General features: G+C 59.2%; 17 protein-coding genes. 11 read left to right on the forward strand and 6 right to left on the reverse strand.

What is annotated here, in order from left to right:
- The first annotated feature begins 56 nt into the window (after positions 1 to 56).
- The 7 genes from KGA96_RS07885 to KGA96_RS07915 are packed head-to-tail and all read left to right on the forward strand — an operon-like array spanning position 57 to position 6,999.
- Positions 57 to 1,415: a Tad domain-containing protein gene (locus KGA96_RS07885; RefSeq protein ID WP_223512248.1), complete on the forward strand. Its 1,359-nt coding sequence runs from the start codon at positions 57 to 59 to the stop codon at positions 1,413 to 1,415.
- Between the two features lie 8 nt (positions 1,416 to 1,423).
- Positions 1,424 to 1,900 carry a TadE/TadG family type IV pilus assembly protein gene (locus KGA96_RS07890; RefSeq protein ID WP_223512250.1) on the forward strand — a complete coding sequence of 159 codons (477 nt, stop codon included), beginning with the start codon at positions 1,424 to 1,426 and terminating at the stop codon, positions 1,898 to 1,900.
- Positions 1,900 to 2,367: a TadE/TadG family type IV pilus assembly protein gene (locus KGA96_RS07895; RefSeq protein ID WP_223512252.1), complete on the forward strand. Its 468-nt coding sequence runs from the start codon at positions 1,900 to 1,902 to the stop codon at positions 2,365 to 2,367. The genes KGA96_RS07890 and KGA96_RS07895 overlap by 1 nt, the downstream gene beginning before the upstream one ends.
- On the forward strand, positions 2,361 to 3,578 hold the full coding sequence (locus KGA96_RS07900; RefSeq protein ID WP_223512254.1) for an AAA family ATPase: 1,218 nt from the start codon (positions 2,361 to 2,363) through the stop codon (positions 3,576 to 3,578). Before KGA96_RS07895 ends, KGA96_RS07900 begins: the two co-directional genes overlap by 7 nt.
- A 3-nt stretch (positions 3,579 to 3,581) precedes the next feature.
- Positions 3,582 to 5,024: a CpaF family protein gene (locus KGA96_RS07905; protein WP_223512256.1), complete on the forward strand. Its 1,443-nt coding sequence runs from the start codon at positions 3,582 to 3,584 to the stop codon at positions 5,022 to 5,024.
- Positions 5,021 to 6,007, forward strand: coding sequence for a type II secretion system F family protein (locus tag KGA96_RS07910; protein ID WP_223512258.1), 987 nt, complete (start codon positions 5,021 to 5,023; stop codon positions 6,005 to 6,007). The genes KGA96_RS07905 and KGA96_RS07910 overlap by 4 nt, the downstream gene beginning before the upstream one ends.
- 29 nt (positions 6,008 to 6,036) lie before the next feature.
- Complete coding sequence (locus tag KGA96_RS07915) at positions 6,037 to 6,999, forward strand: type II secretion system F family protein (RefSeq protein ID WP_223512260.1); 963 nt, start codon at positions 6,037 to 6,039, stop codon at positions 6,997 to 6,999.
- A gap of 141 nt (positions 7,000 to 7,140) precedes the next feature.
- On the opposite strand, the gene KGA96_RS07920 is transcribed toward KGA96_RS07915, so the two are convergent.
- The 5 genes from KGA96_RS07920 to KGA96_RS07940 all read right to left on the reverse strand — a co-directional run bounded on the left by KGA96_RS07920 (position 7,141) and on the right by KGA96_RS07940 (position 13,034).
- On the reverse strand, positions 7,141 to 7,410 hold the full coding sequence (locus KGA96_RS07920) for a DUF3613 domain-containing protein (RefSeq protein ID WP_223512262.1): 270 nt from the start codon (positions 7,408 to 7,410) through the stop codon (positions 7,141 to 7,143).
- Positions 7,411 to 7,428: 18 nt separating this feature from the next.
- Positions 7,429 to 8,142 carry a hypothetical protein gene (locus KGA96_RS07925; protein WP_223464254.1) on the reverse strand — a complete coding sequence of 238 codons (714 nt, stop codon included), beginning with the start codon at positions 8,140 to 8,142 and terminating at the stop codon, positions 7,429 to 7,431.
- Between the two features lie 119 nt (positions 8,143 to 8,261).
- Positions 8,262 to 9,485 (reverse strand): type II and III secretion system protein family protein, encoded by a 1,224-nt coding sequence (locus KGA96_RS07930; protein ID WP_223464255.1) that lies wholly within the window; start codon positions 9,483 to 9,485, stop codon positions 8,262 to 8,264.
- Positions 9,486 to 10,104: 619 nt separating this feature from the next.
- Positions 10,105 to 10,512 (reverse strand): PA2817 family protein, encoded by a 408-nt coding sequence (locus tag KGA96_RS07935; RefSeq protein ID WP_007991629.1) that lies wholly within the window; start codon positions 10,510 to 10,512, stop codon positions 10,105 to 10,107.
- Positions 10,513 to 10,586: 74 nt separating this feature from the next.
- Positions 10,587 to 13,034 carry an acyl-CoA dehydrogenase gene (locus tag KGA96_RS07940; RefSeq protein ID WP_046037494.1) on the reverse strand — a complete coding sequence of 816 codons (2,448 nt, stop codon included), beginning with the start codon at positions 13,032 to 13,034 and terminating at the stop codon, positions 10,587 to 10,589.
- Positions 13,035 to 13,283: 249 nt separating this feature from the next.
- On the opposite strand from KGA96_RS07940, the gene KGA96_RS07945 reads away from it, so the two are divergent.
- From KGA96_RS07945 to KGA96_RS07960, 4 genes are all read left to right on the forward strand, one after another.
- A complete protein-coding gene (locus tag KGA96_RS07945; RefSeq protein WP_046037493.1) occupies positions 13,284 to 13,943 on the forward strand; it encodes a transglutaminase-like domain-containing protein in 660 nt (219 codons plus the stop codon).
- Positions 13,944 to 13,986: 43 nt separating this feature from the next.
- On the forward strand, positions 13,987 to 14,610 hold the full coding sequence (locus tag KGA96_RS07950) for a glutathione S-transferase family protein (RefSeq protein WP_046037492.1): 624 nt from the start codon (positions 13,987 to 13,989) through the stop codon (positions 14,608 to 14,610).
- Positions 14,611 to 14,742: 132 nt separating this feature from the next.
- The gene (locus KGA96_RS07955) at positions 14,743 to 15,675 is read left to right on the forward strand and encodes an ABC transporter ATP-binding protein (protein ID WP_046037491.1); all 933 of its coding nucleotides are present in this window, start codon (positions 14,743 to 14,745) and stop codon (positions 15,673 to 15,675) included.
- Positions 15,672 to 16,451 (forward strand): ABC transporter permease, encoded by a 780-nt coding sequence (locus KGA96_RS07960; protein WP_223512264.1) that lies wholly within the window; start codon positions 15,672 to 15,674, stop codon positions 16,449 to 16,451. Before KGA96_RS07955 ends, KGA96_RS07960 begins: the two co-directional genes overlap by 4 nt.
- 96 nt (positions 16,452 to 16,547) lie before the next feature.
- Here KGA96_RS07960 and KGA96_RS07965 read toward each other — a convergent pair whose 3' ends face one another.
- The gene (locus KGA96_RS07965; RefSeq protein WP_046037489.1) at positions 16,548 to 17,063 is read right to left on the reverse strand and encodes a DUF2062 domain-containing protein; all 516 of its coding nucleotides are present in this window, start codon (positions 17,061 to 17,063) and stop codon (positions 16,548 to 16,550) included.
- Between the last annotated feature and the right edge of the window lie 22 nt (positions 17,064 to 17,085).

Consider the following 17,085-nt stretch of genomic DNA (forward strand, 5'->3'; position numbering starts at 1 on the left):
GGGTAACTTGGTATTGGTGGCGCCGATTCGGATCAGTATCGGCAAACGAGGGCTTGATGATGAATCTTCGAATTCAGCAGCCGTTCACTGCGGCGCCAAGGCGCCAGGAAGGATCGGTGAGTGTACTGATGGTGTTCGCGTTGGCAGCGATGCTCATGGTGGCGGGCTTGGCTCTAGACGTGAGCCACATGTTTTTGAACAAGACACGCCTGCAGAACGCTGTCGATGCTGCCGCTCTGAGTGGCGCCAAAACCCTGAGCCAGATGGAGGGCGGGGTCGACGTTGGCACCATTGCCCTCGCGACACGCACTGCTGCGCTCAATACGCTGATGCAAAATGCCAATGCAGCAGGAAATAGCGAATTGGCAACTGCGATGGAGGGCAACGAAGTCACATTTGCAAAGGTGACACTGGCAGAAAAACTCGATGGCACGTTTCGCTATCCCGCGCTGACGACGAATGCCAAATACGTTCGAGTAGAGGTGCCGACCTACAACCTGACGGGTTTTTTCTGGACCCTTGTCCAGTCACTCCGCTCTGGAGGCTTGGGGACCAAAGCGGTGTCGGCGACCGCCACCGCGGGACCCAGCCCTACCAGCCCCTGCGATCTCGCACCCTTGATGGTCTGTGGCGACCCGAGCCAGTACAACCCGAGCGCTGGCATTTTCTGGGGCTTTCAGTTTGGTAACTTGGAGGTATTGAAGACGGGTGCCGGCGATCCGTCCGACAACATGAGTCCAGGCAACTATCAATTGCTCGACTTTGGTTCTGGCGGCAATACGGTCAGGGAGGATATGGCCGGAGGTGGCAAGGTCTGCCGCAATGTAGGGGAGGAAGTCCAAACCTCTCCAGGCAACAAGGCCGGGCCTACGTCTCAAGGCTTGAATACGCGCTTTGGCATCTACGAAGGTGGTCCGCTCAATGACCCAGCCTATCCGCCGGACTTGGTGACCACGTCCAGTACCCCGTCAATCACTGACGATGGTGACGGTACAGGCCCGAAGTACCAGGATAAAGCCGTCACCTCGAACAATGGAGATCTCACGGCGGACGGCAACTCGATACTGGACTACAACGACTGGCGTGCGAGCGTCGCCGCGTGTGTGGCAGGGACCGGCAATGACTGTCGTAGCAACGGGGTATTCGAGCGCCGGATGTTGAAAATCGTGGTGGGTGACTGCACCGATAGACAAAATGGTTCAACCTCGGTCCCCGTCCTCGGTTTTGGCTGTTATTTCGTAGTGCAGCCCATGGATAAAGGCGGCAAGAACTCGGAGATCTTCGGCCAGTTCGTGAAGGAGTGCGAAGGCGACAACGTGGCTGGCCCCTCGACGCCAACCGGTGCCGGCCCGCAGATCATTCAGCTCTACAAGACCTATCTCAACGGCAACGGCACTCCGAGCACTGACTCGTAGGAGGCGTCATGAGACTTCAGGGATTTAAACATTCGCCGCGCCAGCAAGGCGTGGCCATCGTGGAGTTCACCCTCGTACTGCCGGTCTTGCTGTTGCTGTTGCTGGCCTTTGGTGAGTTCGGCCGCATGCTCTATCAGTACAACGTCCTGCTACAAGCCAGTCGCGATGCCGACCGTTTTGTCGCCAGCCAAGCTTGGAATTCGACGAAGGGCACTATTGATCTGACCGCATTGGTGGACCAGACCAAAAAAGTTGCGGTGTATGGCGTGCCTGTCAATACCGGGGCCGCCGTGGTGACAGGGTTGACGACTGACAACGTGGTCGTTGCTGCAGTGGGCACCAACCATGTGCGGGTCACCATCACTTACACGTTTTGCCCGGTGATTGGCGCTGGCACTTGTGCCGGCGCGATTCCAGGATTTTTTGGAAGTCCGATTGCGCTGGGCATTCCGCTGGTTGCCACTACCGTGATGAGGGCGCTGTGATGAACAGAAAATACATGCGAGGCACCTATGTCGTGGAGTTCGCCATCATTGGTCTGCTGATGTTCACACTGTTGTTCGGCGTAGTGGAAATGGGTCGCCTGTACTTTACGGTCAATGCGCTGGATGAAGTCGTGCGCCGTGGTACGCGCCTGGCGGTGGTATGTGGAATCGACGACGATTTGATGATCCGGAAGCGGGCGATCTTCAATGACGAGCACGATCCAGATACGAGCCTGCTGATCGGCGATCTGAACATCGACCACCTGAAGCTGACCTATCTTGACGCAGACGGTGCGGAGGTGGCCAACCCCGCTACCAGCGACTATGCCATCCGTTATGTCCAGTTGAGTCTAACAGGCTTTGTTTTCAATCTGTTTATCCCCGGGTTCGGCGTGTCCATTACCCTGCCTGCGTTCAAGGCAACCTTGCCACGCGAAAGCCTCGGACGGGAGTCCACTCAATGCTGAATACCAAGGATACCCCACTCTCCAGTTCGACCGGAAAAGCCGGGCTGCGGTTGCTGATCAGCAGCCGAGATGCCACGTCGTTGCGCGACCTGCAGAGCGTTTGTCAACGCATGCCCAGCCTGGAGGTGAGCACTCGGCTGGTGAGCAATGGGCATGTCGATCCGCTCTACGGCCTGGACCGGATGCCCGATTTGTTGCTGTTGCGCGTCAGCCACCTGTGGCGTGAAGAGCTGGCGGCACTGTTGCAGCGCCCGGCCCATGAGCGTCCGCCGATGTTGGTGTGCGGGCTGCTGAGCGAACAGGAAGGCATGCGTCTGGCGATGCAGGCCGGCGCCCGAGACGTGCTGCCGGAGCCTGTCGCCGAGACAGAACTGGTTGCCGCCTTGAATCGTCTGGTCATGGAGGTTCGGACCGGCAGTGGGACAGTAGGAAAATTGATCGCCGTGATGAGCTCCAAGGGCGGATCCGGCGGAACCTTGCTGGCCTGCAACCTGGCTCAACAGCTCAGCCTGAAGGGTGGCAGTACCCTATTGCTGGATATGGACCTGCAATTTGGCAGCGTGACGCATTACCTGGATGTGGCGCAAACCCACAGCCATCTGGAGGTGTTGCATCAGATCGACGGCATGGACAGCGTCGCGTTACGTGGTTTTTGCAGCCACTTCAGTCCGACCTTGCATGTGCTGGGCGGCCGGGCCGGCGAGCTGTGTCTGCCGCAGGATGCCCAACCCGAGCAGCTTGACACCCTGTTGCAGTTGGCCCGCGCCAGCTATGACTGGGTGGTGATCGATTTGCCAAGGCAAATCGATCACCTCACCGGCTCCGTGCTGGAACAGGTGGATCGGGTGTACGTGGTGGTACAGCAAAGCGTTAGCCATCTGCGGGACGCCAGCGGCCTGGTGCGGATTCTTCGCGAAGACCTGGGCGTGCGCGGGGATCAATTGCAGATAGTGGTCAACCGCTATGACAAGGCGGCAGCGATCAGCCTCAAAGATATCGGCGAGGCGCTGCGTTGCACGAACCTGTCGAAATTACCCAACGACTTCACCCTAGTCAGCCAGAGTCAGAACACTGGCGTGCCGTTGGGGCTGCATGCGCCGAAATCGGCGATTACCGTTGCGCTACGTGGCGTGGCCGATGACCTGGTCGGCATCAAGATGGCTGACAAAGGCTTGCTCAAACGCGCCTTCAACCGTTTTTTCGGGGGATGACCCATGATCAGCGACTTTCGTAACCGCTTGCGCAAACCGTCCGCTAAACCCGGCTCTTCGTCGGCCGGCCAGACGGGTGACGACCTGCTGGATCCGGCAGAGGAAATAATGGCCTGGGAGCGTTCAACGCCGGACGTTCTTTACGAAACCAGAAGTCAGGTCACCCCGGTGGAGGCTGAGTGGCGAGAAAAGATCTACCAGCAGTTGCTCAAAGTCATGGACCTGTCCTTGCTGGACGCCCTTGAACAGGCGGAGGCCGCGCGGCAGATTCGCGATATTTGCCAGCGCTTGCTTGATGAGCATTCGGCACCGGTGAGTACTTCCAGCCGGCAGTTGATCATCAAACAGATCACCGACGAGGTGCTCGGTCTAGGGCCTCTGGAACCGCTGTTGGCTGATCACAGTGTGTCCGACATTTTGGTCAACCGGCATGACTCAGTGTATGTCGAGCGCTTCGGCAAACTGCAACGGACCGATGTGCGCTTTCGTGATGATCAGCATTTGCTGAACATCATCGACCGCATCGTCTCCAGCCTGGGGCGGCGTATCGACGAGTCTTCGCCGTTGGTAGATGCGCGGCTCAAGGACGGTTCGCGGGTCAACGCGATTATCCCTCCGCTGGCCATCGACGGCCCGAGCATGTCGATCCGACGCTTTGCCGTGGACCTGCTCAATACCGACAGCCTGATCCAGGTGGGGGCGTTGACCCCGGCTATTGCCCTGCTGCTCAAGGCGATTGTCCGTGGGCGCTTGAACGTGCTGATTTCCGGCGGTACCGGCAGCGGCAAGACCACCATGCTCAATGTCCTGTCCAGTTTCATTCCGCACAACGAGCGAATTGTCACCATCGAAGACTCTGCGGAACTGCAGTTGCAGCAACCCCACGTGGTGCGCTTGGAAACCCGACCTTCGAATATCGAGGGGCGTGGCGAGGTGGGCCAGCGGGAGTTGGTGCGCAACAGCTTGCGGATGCGTCCGGACCGCATTGTGATTGGCGAAGTGCGCGGCGCCGAGGCGCTGGACATGTTGACCGCGATGAACACTGGCCACGACGGCTCGTTGACCACGATCCACGCCAACACCGCGCGCGATGCATTGGGGCGGGTTGAGAACATGGTGTCGATGACCGGTGCGACCTTTCCGATCAAGGCCTTGCGCCAACAGATCGCTTCGGCCATCGGAGTGGTCATCCAACTGGAGCGCCAGGAGGACGGCAAGCGCCGCCTGGTCAGTGTGCAGGAGATCAACGGCATGGAGGGCGAGATCATCACCATGACCGAAATCTTCTCCTTCGAGCGCCATGGCGTGGGCGAAAACGGCGAAGTACTCGGTGATTTTCGACCCAGCGGCATGATCCCCGCCTTCCGCGATGTGCTGGCCAAGCGTGGTATCGAGTTACCGCTTGCGATGTTCAGGCCTGAGTGGATGGAGGCTCGGCAGTCATGAGCTATATTCCCGGTGAATTCATTCTGATGTTCCTCGGCATGGTGTTTATTGCCGTCTTCCTCCTGTCCCAGGGCGTGGTGGTGCCGGTGTTCGGCGAGGCCGGCAAGATGCGCAAGCGCATCCGTGGCCGCCTGCACGTACTGGAGAAAGCCAATAATTTGCCCAACATGCAGACGGTGTTGCGGCAGAAATACCTGACGCGTTTGTCGCCACTGGAGGCCAGGCTTGAACAGCTGCCCTTGATGGAAGCATTGACGCAAATGATTGAGCAGTCCGGGCACGAATACCGGGCCTATCGGGTATTGCTGCTCGGGCTGGTGCTGGGAGGGACGACGGGTATCTTGATCTGGACGGTTTCGTCAATCTGGTGGATGGCGCTGCTGGCGGGTTTCGCGGTCTTTTGGTTACCCATACTGAAAATCTCACGCGACCGTGGCAAGCGTTTCGCTGAGTTCGAGGAAGGCCTGCCGGATGCGCTGGATGCCATGTGCCGCGCTCTGCGCGCCGGGCACCCATTCAATGAAACCCTGCGCCTGGTGGCCGAGGAGCACAAGGGACCGGTCGCTCAGGAGTTTGGCCTGACCTTCTCCGATATCAACTATGGCAACGATGTACGCCGGGCCATGCTCGGCCTGCTGGAGAGGATGCCAAGCATGACGGTGATGATGCTGGTGACCTCGATCCTTATCCATCGCGAGACCGGCGGCAATCTGACCGAGGTGCTGGAGCGTCTGAGTCGGCTGATTCGCGGGCGCTTCCGCTTTCAGCGCAAAGTCAAAACCCTGTCGGCGGAAGGACGCATGTCGGCCTGGGTGCTGGTGGCGGTTCCCTTTGTGCTGGCGATTGCGATCTTAATCACTACTCCGAAGTACTTGCCCATGCTGATCAATGATCCTCTCGGCAATAAGCTGATCATAGGGGCTTTCTGCGCCATGTTGATCGGGATTTTCTGGATACGCAAAATCATCCGGATTCAGGTTTAAGCGGTATTCGCTACCGGGAGGTACAGGTCATGGATTTTTTGCTCGGGTTGTTCAGTCGGGTCACGGGGAGCGAGGAGATGGCGCGCCTGCTGTTCCTTGGCACGATCGGTTTGAGTACGGTGCTGGCGGTCGGCGCCGTGATTTTGCTGATGATGGGGCTTCAGGACCCCGTGCAGCGTCGTTTGGCGCTGATCAAACGTGGTCATTTAGGCAACACCGCCGGACAAGAAACCCCAGGTAATCTGCAATTGTTGCTGGAGCGGGTTGGCGGGCGTTTCGGCTCGGCCGAATCGGCGCAGACGTCCGCCATCCAGACCCTGTTGATGCATGCCGGGTACCGCTCCTCGTCGGCGGTGCAGATGTACTGGGCGGTGCGCTTGATGTTGCCGCTGTTATTGATCGGTATTACGTTGTTGCTGTTGCCGATGATTCCCAAAGTTTCCTTGAGCATGGGGCTGCTGTTGGTGGTCGTTGTGGCCACTATCGGATGGTTGGTACCGGCGCTGTATGTCGGCAAGCGCAAGCAGCTGCGACAAGCTCGGCTGCGTGCTGCGTTTCCGGATGCGCTGGATCTGATGGTGGTGTGTGTGGAGTCGGGCCTGGCCCTGCCCACGACCATCGAACGGGTGGCTGAGGAAATGTCGGTCAGTCAGGCCGAACTGGCTGAAGAACTGGCCCTGGTCAATGCACAAATTCGTGCGGGCATTTCCAGTACCGAGGCACTCAAGCAACTGGCCGTACGCACGGGCCTGGATGACGTACAAGGGTTGGTCAGCCTGTTGGCGCAGAGTATCCGCTTTGGTACCAGCGTGGCCGACACGTTACGCGTCTATGCCGATGAGTTCCGTGACCGGCGTACGCAGGCCGCTGAAGAGATGGGGGCGAAAATCGGTACCAAGCTGATATTTCCTTTGATTTTCTGTCTATGGCCTAGCTTCTTTCTGGTCGCAATTGGCCCCGCCATGATCGGGGTACTCAGAGCATTCGGGTGATGAAAACGGGCGGGAGGCTGCCGAGTGCGACAGCCTTGCCACCGGAGCCTGATCTGCACTTTCCTGCACACGACATCAAGCCCGGCTTTGCAGCCAGACCACTCTGGACTACGCCAGAGACTGATCACCCATCGATATGCCTCAGTTGCCGATGGTCATTTGTCCCGCTGTATCCTGGTCATAAAACTGCGGAATCGGGTAATTGAAGCTATTCAGCCAGCGCTGCATGGCCAAGTCACGTTCGGTGGCCGAAGCGGTTTGCAGGTGAGGGGAGGCAACTACACCGCGAATCTGTAGCTGCAACCACTGCTCGGTACCTTGTTGATACGGCGAGGAGGGCCCCGGCTCAATGGCCCAGGCACTGGTGGACAGGCAAGCCATGCACACGATCAACAGCCTTTTGGTATTCATCTCGACTCCTCGTACGTTCTACTTGTTCGCACTGGAAGAGGCATCGGCTACCTCAGTCTTGCGATTCCCATCGATAGCCACCACTTTTTTGGCAGAGGCCTTGAGTTTTTCCGCGCGGGTTTGAGCCTCTGCGAATTGCTTGGGGCTCAAGTCGGCGCGGGTCACGAGGTCGGCAGCCGCCTTCCAGTTATCCTGGTAGATCAGCAGCGTCACCATATTGAGTGCCGCCAGTGTGTTTGCCTGCTTGAGCTCCATGGCGGTCATGAACTCAATGCGTGCTTCGGGGATACGTCGCTGATTGAGGTAGACGACCCCAAGGTCATTACGCATCCTGTCGTCGGTGGGGGCCATCCACACCGCACGCTCAAGGTGAGTGATAGCGGTGGCGTTATCATTTCTGGCGGCGGCCAATTGGCCCAGACCATGTTCCCCTTCAGCCGCCAGACAGGTGCCGAGCAAGCTTTGATACAACGGCTCCGCCTCCGAGTTACGCCCCATCAAGCGCAGCACCCGAGCCTTGCGCAGGCGAACCTGGACCAGGCTATCGGGCAACCCTTCCAGATTCGCCAGGCTGGCATACAAACGGCCTTCGCTGGCCATGTTGTCGGCCAGGTTCAGGGACAGTTCCTGGTCCGAACCGGGCTTGGCACAGCTACCCGGTCGCGAAGGCATGCCATTGCTGGCACAACCTGCGAGCATTAATGTCGCCGCTATTGCAATGACTGCTTTCATTGAGTGTCCTCTGGCTACAACACGTTGAACGCCTGGCCAATGGCAGTACAGCTGGCCCGGCAAGCGTTCAAAGTCACCGTTACGAGTGAGGGCGAGGTCTGTGCGGTTCAGGCTTCGGTTCATTGCGAGAGCCCGCTGAGACTGTCGAAGTCGCCATTTTCCAGGAAGAACATGCGGTAGAAGTTCGGGTCGTAATTGCGCAGCTGTTCGCCAGGCAGTGTCGGTAGTTGTGCATTGGCAGCCAGTGGCTGGACCAGATGGGGGGTGACGATCATCAGCAGTTCGCGCTCTTCACGATTGATGGTGTTGTCGCGGAAAAACGCGCCCAGAATCGGGATATCGCCCAACCCCGGAAACTTGTTCACCTGGGAGTCGTTGTGGGTGCTGATCAGGCCGCTGATGACGAAGCTTTCGCCGTCGGCCAGGGAGATGCTGGTATCGGTGCGGCGTACGGTCAGGGCCGGGACTATCGTGCCGGCGATGCTTACGGCGTTGGTGAAATCCAGTTCACTGACTTCCGGCGCCACCTTCAGTGCGATTCGGTTTTTCCCGACGATGGTTGGCGTCAGGGTCAGACGTATACCGAATTCCTTGTACTCGATGGACACGTTATCGCTGCCTGAACTTGGCACTGGAATCGGTACTTCACCGCCGGCCAGAAAGCTCGCACTTTGCCCGCTGAGCGCAACCAGGCTTGGTCGCGCCAGGGTGTAGGCGAAACCGCTGCCTTCCAGCGCGTTGATCGCCACCAGGGTATTGCCGGTAGCAAACGTGAGGTTGAACTGGTCGTTTCTCACCGGTATCGACGGCGTGACTATGCCGCCGATGGTGGGCAAGGTTCTCGGCGAGCCGAACAGCCAGTTGCCCCGGACGCCGAAAATCGAGGCGGAGGCCTCCTTGAGCTTGGTCCGGCTGACTTCAACGAAGCGGACATCGGTCTGCACCTGGCTAGGCAGCAGCGGGTCGTCGGAAGGCACCGTCGGCGCGCTGGTCAGCGCTGACGTGGCCTTGCCCTTGACGAATACCATGCTTTGGCGCGGCGTTTTCGAACAGGCGGTCCAGACCATCAGGCTGGTGGTCCCCGGCGCAATGCCCGTGAGTATGAAGGCGTTGCTGCCGCTGGGTTGCACGTCGGCAATTTTCGGGTCACCCACCGCCAGTTGCGTGACCGGAACGGGGCTGCGCAGTTCATTCTGCAGTCCCTGACCGACCTCGTACGTTGTCGGCCAATTGTCCAGTTGCGGGCAATTGGCCGGCGCGGCCTGAGCCGCTTCCACGCTGAGGCCCATCCAGAACAGGCCATGGATAATTCGCTTGAAAGCGGGCTCGGTACGAAAGCTCATTGAGTACATCCTCGCTGGATAGGCCATCTTTAGTCAGGCCGAGTTGTCTCGGATCACTTCATGGGGATCGGACTATCCCCCCCAATGCGCCAGACCACTCATCCATGGCCCAGGCGTTATTCCTTGCGTGCTACACACGAGCGGGTGCAATTCGCTGATCCGGCTGGATAGCGAGCGACCTTTGCTGAAACGGTTTTCAGTGATCCGGTGACCTGGACTGCCGGCAAGAGCGATACTCGCGGCTATGGACGGCGCTGTCCGCTGTCCTGGTTCCCCCTGAAAGTAATCGGCAATGCAGGTACAGAGCCGGAAAACGCCTGTCAGGATCATGGTGAGGTAACTCCTTTTGCCAATCCGCTATCTGATCACTGAAGCTAACGTGGAAACTCGAGCCGTTATGACTTCTTGTAGTTTGAAGGTAGTTCAATCAAACCAAAGTGCCATGAGTTAGAGAGAAAACTATTGGTGCAAAGGCTCGAATCAGGCGGGCGGGCGGAGGGGGCGGGCAAGGTCGCAGCACAGTGCGGTTGCCTGAAACTGGCGGGTTGCGTTGAAGGCAATAAACAAAAAAAGGCCCGCATGCTCAAGCATGCGGGCCTTTGGCATCACTGATTGAAGATCAGTGCTTGCTGTCCTGGTTCGACAGCGCCAGCAGCTGCTTTTCCTGGTTCCAGTCGAAAGGTTCGTCGTTCTGTTCGGCTTCGAAGCGGCGCTCTTCCAGTGCCTGATACAGGTCGATTTCTTCATCGGACAAGTAGTGCAGGCAGTCACCGGCGAAATACCACAGCAGATCCCGTGGAATCAGGTGGGCGATTTGCGGATAACGGGAAATGACTTGAGTCAGGATGTCCTGGCCCAGGTATTGGCTTTCGATCGGATCGATCGGCAGTGACGCCAGCAGCTCGTCGAAGCGCTCAAGGAACAAGGCATGGCTTTCTTCGGGAACCTGCTCGGCCTCACCTACGGCGACCAGGATGCTGCGCAGGTGGTCGAGTAAAACGAGATGATCGGCAACGATGTTGGACACGAGATAAGTCCTCAAGAGCAAAACGGGCGCGGGAGTATAAAGCGCCCGCGCCCGTTTTTACATGTTTGAAGGGATCAGCGGACTTTTCCCTCGGCCAGTACCAAGGCCTCCTGGTCAAAGTCATCGACATCGATCACCTTGCGCCGGGCCGCCTCGGCTTCACGCAGGGTTTGGGCTTCCACCGGTTGCAACACGCCAGCTTCGAGGGCAGCATCGATCACCGACTCGCCGGCCACCGGTTTGACCTGGCCACTCTTGAGTGCCACATGCAACTTCTTCTGCAACGGCTGTGCGGCGCTCAACAGATTGCAGGCGTGTTGCAATGCGCCGACCGGATCGTCGCTCCCTTGCGGGCGGTAGCAACCCAGGAGCACTTCCTCCAGTGCCGGGTCGCCCTTGGCGCGGCCAATCACCCCAGCGACTTCGGCACCGAGTTTGTCCGATGGCCCTTTGTGTCGGCGACCGAACGGGAACACGATCACTCGCAACAGGCAGCCGACGACTTTGTTCGGGAAGTTGCTCAGCAGTTCATCCATGGCCCGTTCCGCCTGGCCGAGGCTTTCTTCCATGGCCCAGGCCACCAGTGGTGTCATGTACTGCGGTGAGTCGAGGTCGTTGTAGCGCTTGAGTGCGGCGGACGCCAGGTAAAGGTTGCTCAGTACGTCGCCCAGTCGTGCGGACAGGCGTTCGCGGCGTTTCAGTGCGCCGCCCAGCAACATCATGCTGAGGTCGGCGAGCAGGGCGAATGCAGCGGCCTGACGGTTGAGGGCGCGGAAATAACCCTGGCTGAGTTTGTCGCCCGGGGTGTGTTCCAGGTGCCCGAAACCGAGATTGAGCACCAGCGTACTGGCGGCGTTGCCCACGGCGAAACCGATGTGCTTGAGCAGCAGCTCATCGAACTCTCTGAGCGCCTGATCCTTGTCTTCACGGCCGGCGAGGGCCATTTCCTTGAGCACGAAGGGATGGCAGCGAATCGCGCCCTGGCCGAAGATCATCAGGTTGCGTGAAAGAATGTTCGCGCCTTCGACGGTGATGAAAATCGGCGCGCCGTTCCATTTGCGACCAAGGTAGTTGTTCGGCCCCATGATGATCGCCTTGCCGCCGTGCACATCCATGGCATCGCTGATGCAGTCGCGGCCGCGTTCGGTCAGGTGGTACTTGAGAATCGCCGACAGCACCGACGGTTTCTCGCCCAGATCGACCGCATTGGCGGTCAGCATGCGGGCGGCGTCCATCATCCAGGCGTTGCCGCCAATGCGTGCCATGGCTTCCTGGATGCCTTCGAACGAAGCAATTGGCACATTGAACTGCTCGCGAACCTGAGCGTATTGGCCCGTGACCAGGCTGGTGAACTTGGCCATGCCGGTGCCCACCGCCGGCAGGGAAATCGAACGCCCGACCGACAGGCAATTCATCAGCATCATCCAGCCTTTGCCGAGCATTTCCTGGCCGCCGATGAGGAACTCCAGCGGGACGAACACGTCCTTGCCGGAGTTCGGGCCATTCATGAATGCGGCGCCCAACGGCAGATGCCGGCGGCCGATCTCGACACCGGCGATGTCAGTTGGAATCAGCGCCAGGCTGATGCCCAGGTCTTCCTTGTCGCCCAGCAGGTGATCCGGATCGTAGGCCTTGAAAGCCAGGCCGAGGAGGGTGGCCACCGGGCCGAGGGTGATGTAGCGCTTTTCCCAGTTCAGTCGCAGGCCGAGGACTTCCTGGCCCTCCCATTCTCCTTTGCAGATCACCCCGGAGTCCGGCATGCCGCCGGCGTCGGAGCCGGCCAGCGGACCGGTCAGTGCAAAGCACGGGATGTCGTCGCCGCGCGCCAGGCGAGGCAGGTAATGATTGCGTTGTTCGTCGGTGCCGTAATGCAGCAACAGTTCGGCCGGGCCGAGGGAGTTGGGGACCATCACGGTGGAGGCGAGGTCGCCGCTGTGGCTCGCCAGTTTCATCGCCACTTGCGAGTGGGCGTAGGCGGAGAAGCCCTTGCCACCAAACTCCTTGGGGATGATCAGGGCGAAAAAGCCGTTGTCCTTGATGAAGGTCCAGGCTTGCGGCGGCAGGTCCATGGTTTGACCGAGCTGCCATTCACTGACCATGGCGCAGAGTGTTTCGGTCGGCCCATCGATGAAAGCCTGTTCCTCTTCATTCAATTGCGCCTTGGGATAGGACAGCAGTTTGCTCCAGTCCGGACGGCCGCTGAACAGTTCGCCGTCCCACCAGACCGTGCCGGCGTCGATGGCATCGCGTTCGGTTTGCGACATGGGCGGCAGGGTTTTCTGGAACCAGTTGAACATCGGCGCGCTGAACAGTTTGCGGCGCAGGTCGGGCAGCAGCAGGGGGGCTGCGACGGCGGCGATCAGTACCCAGTAAACCAGCAGCAACCAGCCCGGCGCGCGGCTGAAAGCGCCCATGGCCACGACATAGATGGCCACGATGACCAAGGCGGGCAGCGGGGCGATGCGGCGGTGGGCCAAATAGGCAATCCCGACCAGCAGAACCAGTATCCACAACAACAGCATATTCATTCCTCCGTGAAACCAGGGCGAACCAGCCCACAGAGCTTAGACGGCATCCGCGAAACAGGCTGGTTGGAACGATGTGATTGGAATCGTGGGAAACCCCGGATGATTTTCGTGCGACAAATGGGCCGCACACGTGGGAAAAGCGTTCATCGAGCGAGCGGCAAAGCGCCCAAGTTTGGCCGAAACGTCGTTATCTCTGTGCTGAAGCTCTCGCTAGACTCGGGGCTTCCCCAGGAGATTATTCTCATGCACGAGTATCTGAGTCCCGGCCGCTTCATCGATAGTGACCATCCGTCCGTGGTGGAGTTCGCCGAAAAGCACCGTGGCGCCAGTCGCGATCCGCTGGAGCAGGCGATCAGTCTTTATTACGCCGTGCGCGAAGCGGTGCGCTACAACCCGTACACCTTCAGTCGCGATCCGCAGACCCTGCGCGGCAGTTATGCGCTGGCGGCCGGGGAGAGTTACTGCGTGCCCAAGGCCACGTTGCTGGCAGGTGCAGCACGGCATTGCGGGATTCCCGCGCGGATCGGCCTGGCGGATGTGCGCAATCATCTGTCGACGCCACGGCTGCTTGAGTTGCTCAAGAGCGACATGTTCGCCATGCACGGCTACACCGAGTTTTATCTGCGGGATCGTTGGGTCAAGGCGACGCCAGCGTTCAACCGCAAACTCTGCGACCTGTTCAATGTGGCGCCGCTGGAATTCGACGGGGTCAACGACAGCGTTTTTCATCCGTTCAACCGCGATGGCGCGAAGCTGATGGAGTACCTCGTCGATCACGGCCAGTTCGCCGACGTACCTGAAGTGTTCTTTTTCGAACACCTGGAAAAATGCTATCCGCACCTGTTCGGTGAGCAGCAGCAACCGTTGCTGGGCGACATGCAGAGCGATTTGAGTCGCGCCTGATCCGGCGTATGCTGCCTGCCCACTTACCGAAAAAGAGGCGGTCATGCTGAAGATCTGGGGTCGGAAAAACTCATCGAATGTCAGAAAACCATTGTGGGCCGCCGAAGAACTGGGACTGGCCTATGAGGCGATTGATGCCGGTGGCGCCTTTGGTGTCGTCGATACGCCCGAATACCGCGCCATGAATCCCAATGGCCGCGTGCCTGTCATTGAAGACGACGGTTTTGTGTTGTGGGAATCCAACGCCATCGTGCGTTACCTGATGGCCTTGCATGCCGACGGCACGGCCTGGTACCCGAACAATCTCAAGGCCCGCGCCACTGCCGACAAGTGGATGGACTGGACCACCTCAAGCTTTGCCGGCCCGTTCCGTACTGTGTTCTGGGGTGTGCTGCGTACCCCGGCAGACCAGCAGGACTGGACCGCCATCAAGGCGGCGATCAAGGAATGCGACACGCTGCTGGCGATGGCCGATCAGGCGTTGGCGAACAAGCCCTACCTGTCCGGAAACGAGATCGGCATGGGTGATATTCCCCTGGGCAGTTTCATTTATGCCTGGTTCGAGATGCCGATCGAACGTGCGCCGCAACCTCATCTGCAAGCCTGGTATGCCCGGTTGAAACAGCGTCCGGCGTATCAAAAGGCGGTCATGACCGCGTTGACTTAATACTCACTATCGACACGCTTGACTGTACTTGTGTGGCGGCGACAAGCACCATTGTGCCAGGTCGCTGCGGTTGTATTGTTCGCCGCCGCCCATACTTACCCCTTTCTTCCCTTCTTGGTGCGTAAATCAGATATGAGTTCCGCTCTGTCCATCCGGCAGCTAACCAAAACCTACGGCAACGGTTTCCAGGCCTTGAGTGGTATCGATCTGGATGTCGCCGAAGGTGACTTTTTCGCTTTGCTCGGCCCCAACGGCGCCGGCAAATCCACGACCATCGGCATTCTCTCGACCCTGGTGAACAAGACCAGCGGCACAGTGAATATCTTCGGTCACGACCTGGACAGGAATCCTGCGCAGCTCAAGCGCTCCATCGGCGTGGTGCCTCAGGAATTCAACTTCAACCAGTTCGAAAAGACCTTCGACATCGTCGTGACCCAGGCCGGCTACTACGGCATCCCGGCGAAAATTGCCAAGGAACGCGCCGAACAGTACCTGACCCAGCTCGGCCTGTGGGACAAGAAGGACGTGCCGTCGCGCTCGCTGTCCGGCGGCATGAAGCGTCGCCTGATGATCGCCCGCGCGCTGGTACATGAACCGCGCCTGCTGATCCTCGACGAACCGACTGCCGGGGTGGACATCGAACTGCGTCGCTCGATGTGGAGCTTCCTCACCGAGCTGAACCAGAAAGGCATCACCATCATCCTCACCACCCACTACCTGGAGGAGGCTGAGCAGTTGTGCCGCAACATCGGCATCATCGATCACGGCACCATTGTCGAGAACACCAGCATGAAGCAGTTGCTCGGCCAATTGCATGTGGAAACGTTCCTGCTGGATATGAAGAACACGTTGCAAGTGGCGCCACAGTTGCTCGGCTACCCGTCCCGGCTGATCGACAGCCACACCCTGGAAGTCCAGGTGGAGAAGTCCATGGGCATCACCGCGCTGTTCACCCAGTTGGCGCAGCAGAACATCGAAGTGCTGAGCCTGCGCAACAAAACCAATCGCCTCGAGGAGTTGTTCGTGTCCCTGGTGGAGAAAAATCTGTCGAAGGTGGCGGTATGAGTTCCGAGCTGCGCCCCAACCTCGTTGCCCTCAACACCATCGTTTACCGTGAAGTCCGGCGCTTCACCCGGATCTGGCCGCAGACCTTGCTGCCGCCGGCCATCACCATGGTCCTGTACTTCGTGATCTTCGGTAATCTGATCGGTCGGCAGATCGGCGACATGGGTGGCTTCACTTATATGGAGTACATCGTGCCGGGGCTGATCATGATGTCGGTGATCACCAACTCCTACGGCAACGTGGTGTCGAGCTTCTTCGGCAGCAAGTTCCAGCGTTCCATCGAAGAACTGATGGTCTCGCCGCTGTCGCCGCACACCATTCTGATCGGCTACACCCTGGGCGGTGTGCTGCGCGGGTTGATGGTGGGGATCATCGTGACCCTGCTGTCGCTGTTCTTCACTCACTTGCAGGTGCATCACCTGGGCGTGACCATTCTGGTGGTGGTGCTGACCGCAACGATCTTCTCGCTGCTGGGCTTCATCAACGCCGTGTTTGCGCGCAACTTCGATGACATTTCGATTATTCCGACTTTCGTGCTGACGCCACTGACCTACCTGGGCGGGGTCTTCTACTCGATCACCTTGCTGCCGCCGTTCTGGCAGACCGTGTCCCTGGCCAACCCGGTGCTGCACATGGTCAACGCGTTCCGTTACGGCATCCTCGGGGTATCGGATATCCGCATCAGCGTGGCCATCACCTTCATGCTGGTCGCGACCGCAGTGCTGTATCTCGGTAGTGCGCGGTTGCTGGTCAGCGGGCGTGGGATGCGTACCTGACCCGCAGCAAACCTTTGTAGGAGCTGGCTTGCCAGCGATGGCGTCAGCCCAGACACCGAAAAAAACGGCCTCCCAAGTGGAGGCCGTTTTGCATTCTCACATCCGGCTCTTCTTGCGCCGCTTCCATTGCCTGGCCACCCACCAGCGCCAATACATCATCACCAGGAAGTAGGCCAGCGCACCGAGTGCCAGCCCCGTTACCACCGAGCCCAGCAGAAACGGTTGCCACAAGGTCGAGATCTCACCCCTGATCCATTCCCAGGTCAGTGAGTCCGGCAACTGCCGGGCGGGAACGTCCATCAGCCAGGCTCCGGCCTGATAGGTGCAGAAGAACACGGCGGGCATGGTGATCGGGTTGGTCAGCCAGACCAGGCTCACGGCAATCGGCATGTTGCCGCGCACGATGATGGCGAGGATTGCCGCCAGCAGCATCTGCAGCGGGATCGGCAGGAACGCGGCGAACAAGCCCACCGCCATGGCGCGGGCAACGGAGTGGCGGTTGAGGTGCCACAGGTTCGGGTCATGCAACAGCGTGCCGAGAAAGCGTAAGGATTTGTGATCCCTGATGCTCATCGGATCTGGCATGTAACGTTTGAATAAGCGCCGGGGCATAAGGCTTCTCGGTCGGTCAAGG

It is taken from the genome of Pseudomonas sp. GL-R-26 (genome assembly GCF_019947365.1).
In the GTDB taxonomy this organism is placed as follows: Bacteria; Pseudomonadota; Gammaproteobacteria; order Pseudomonadales; family Pseudomonadaceae; genus Aquipseudomonas.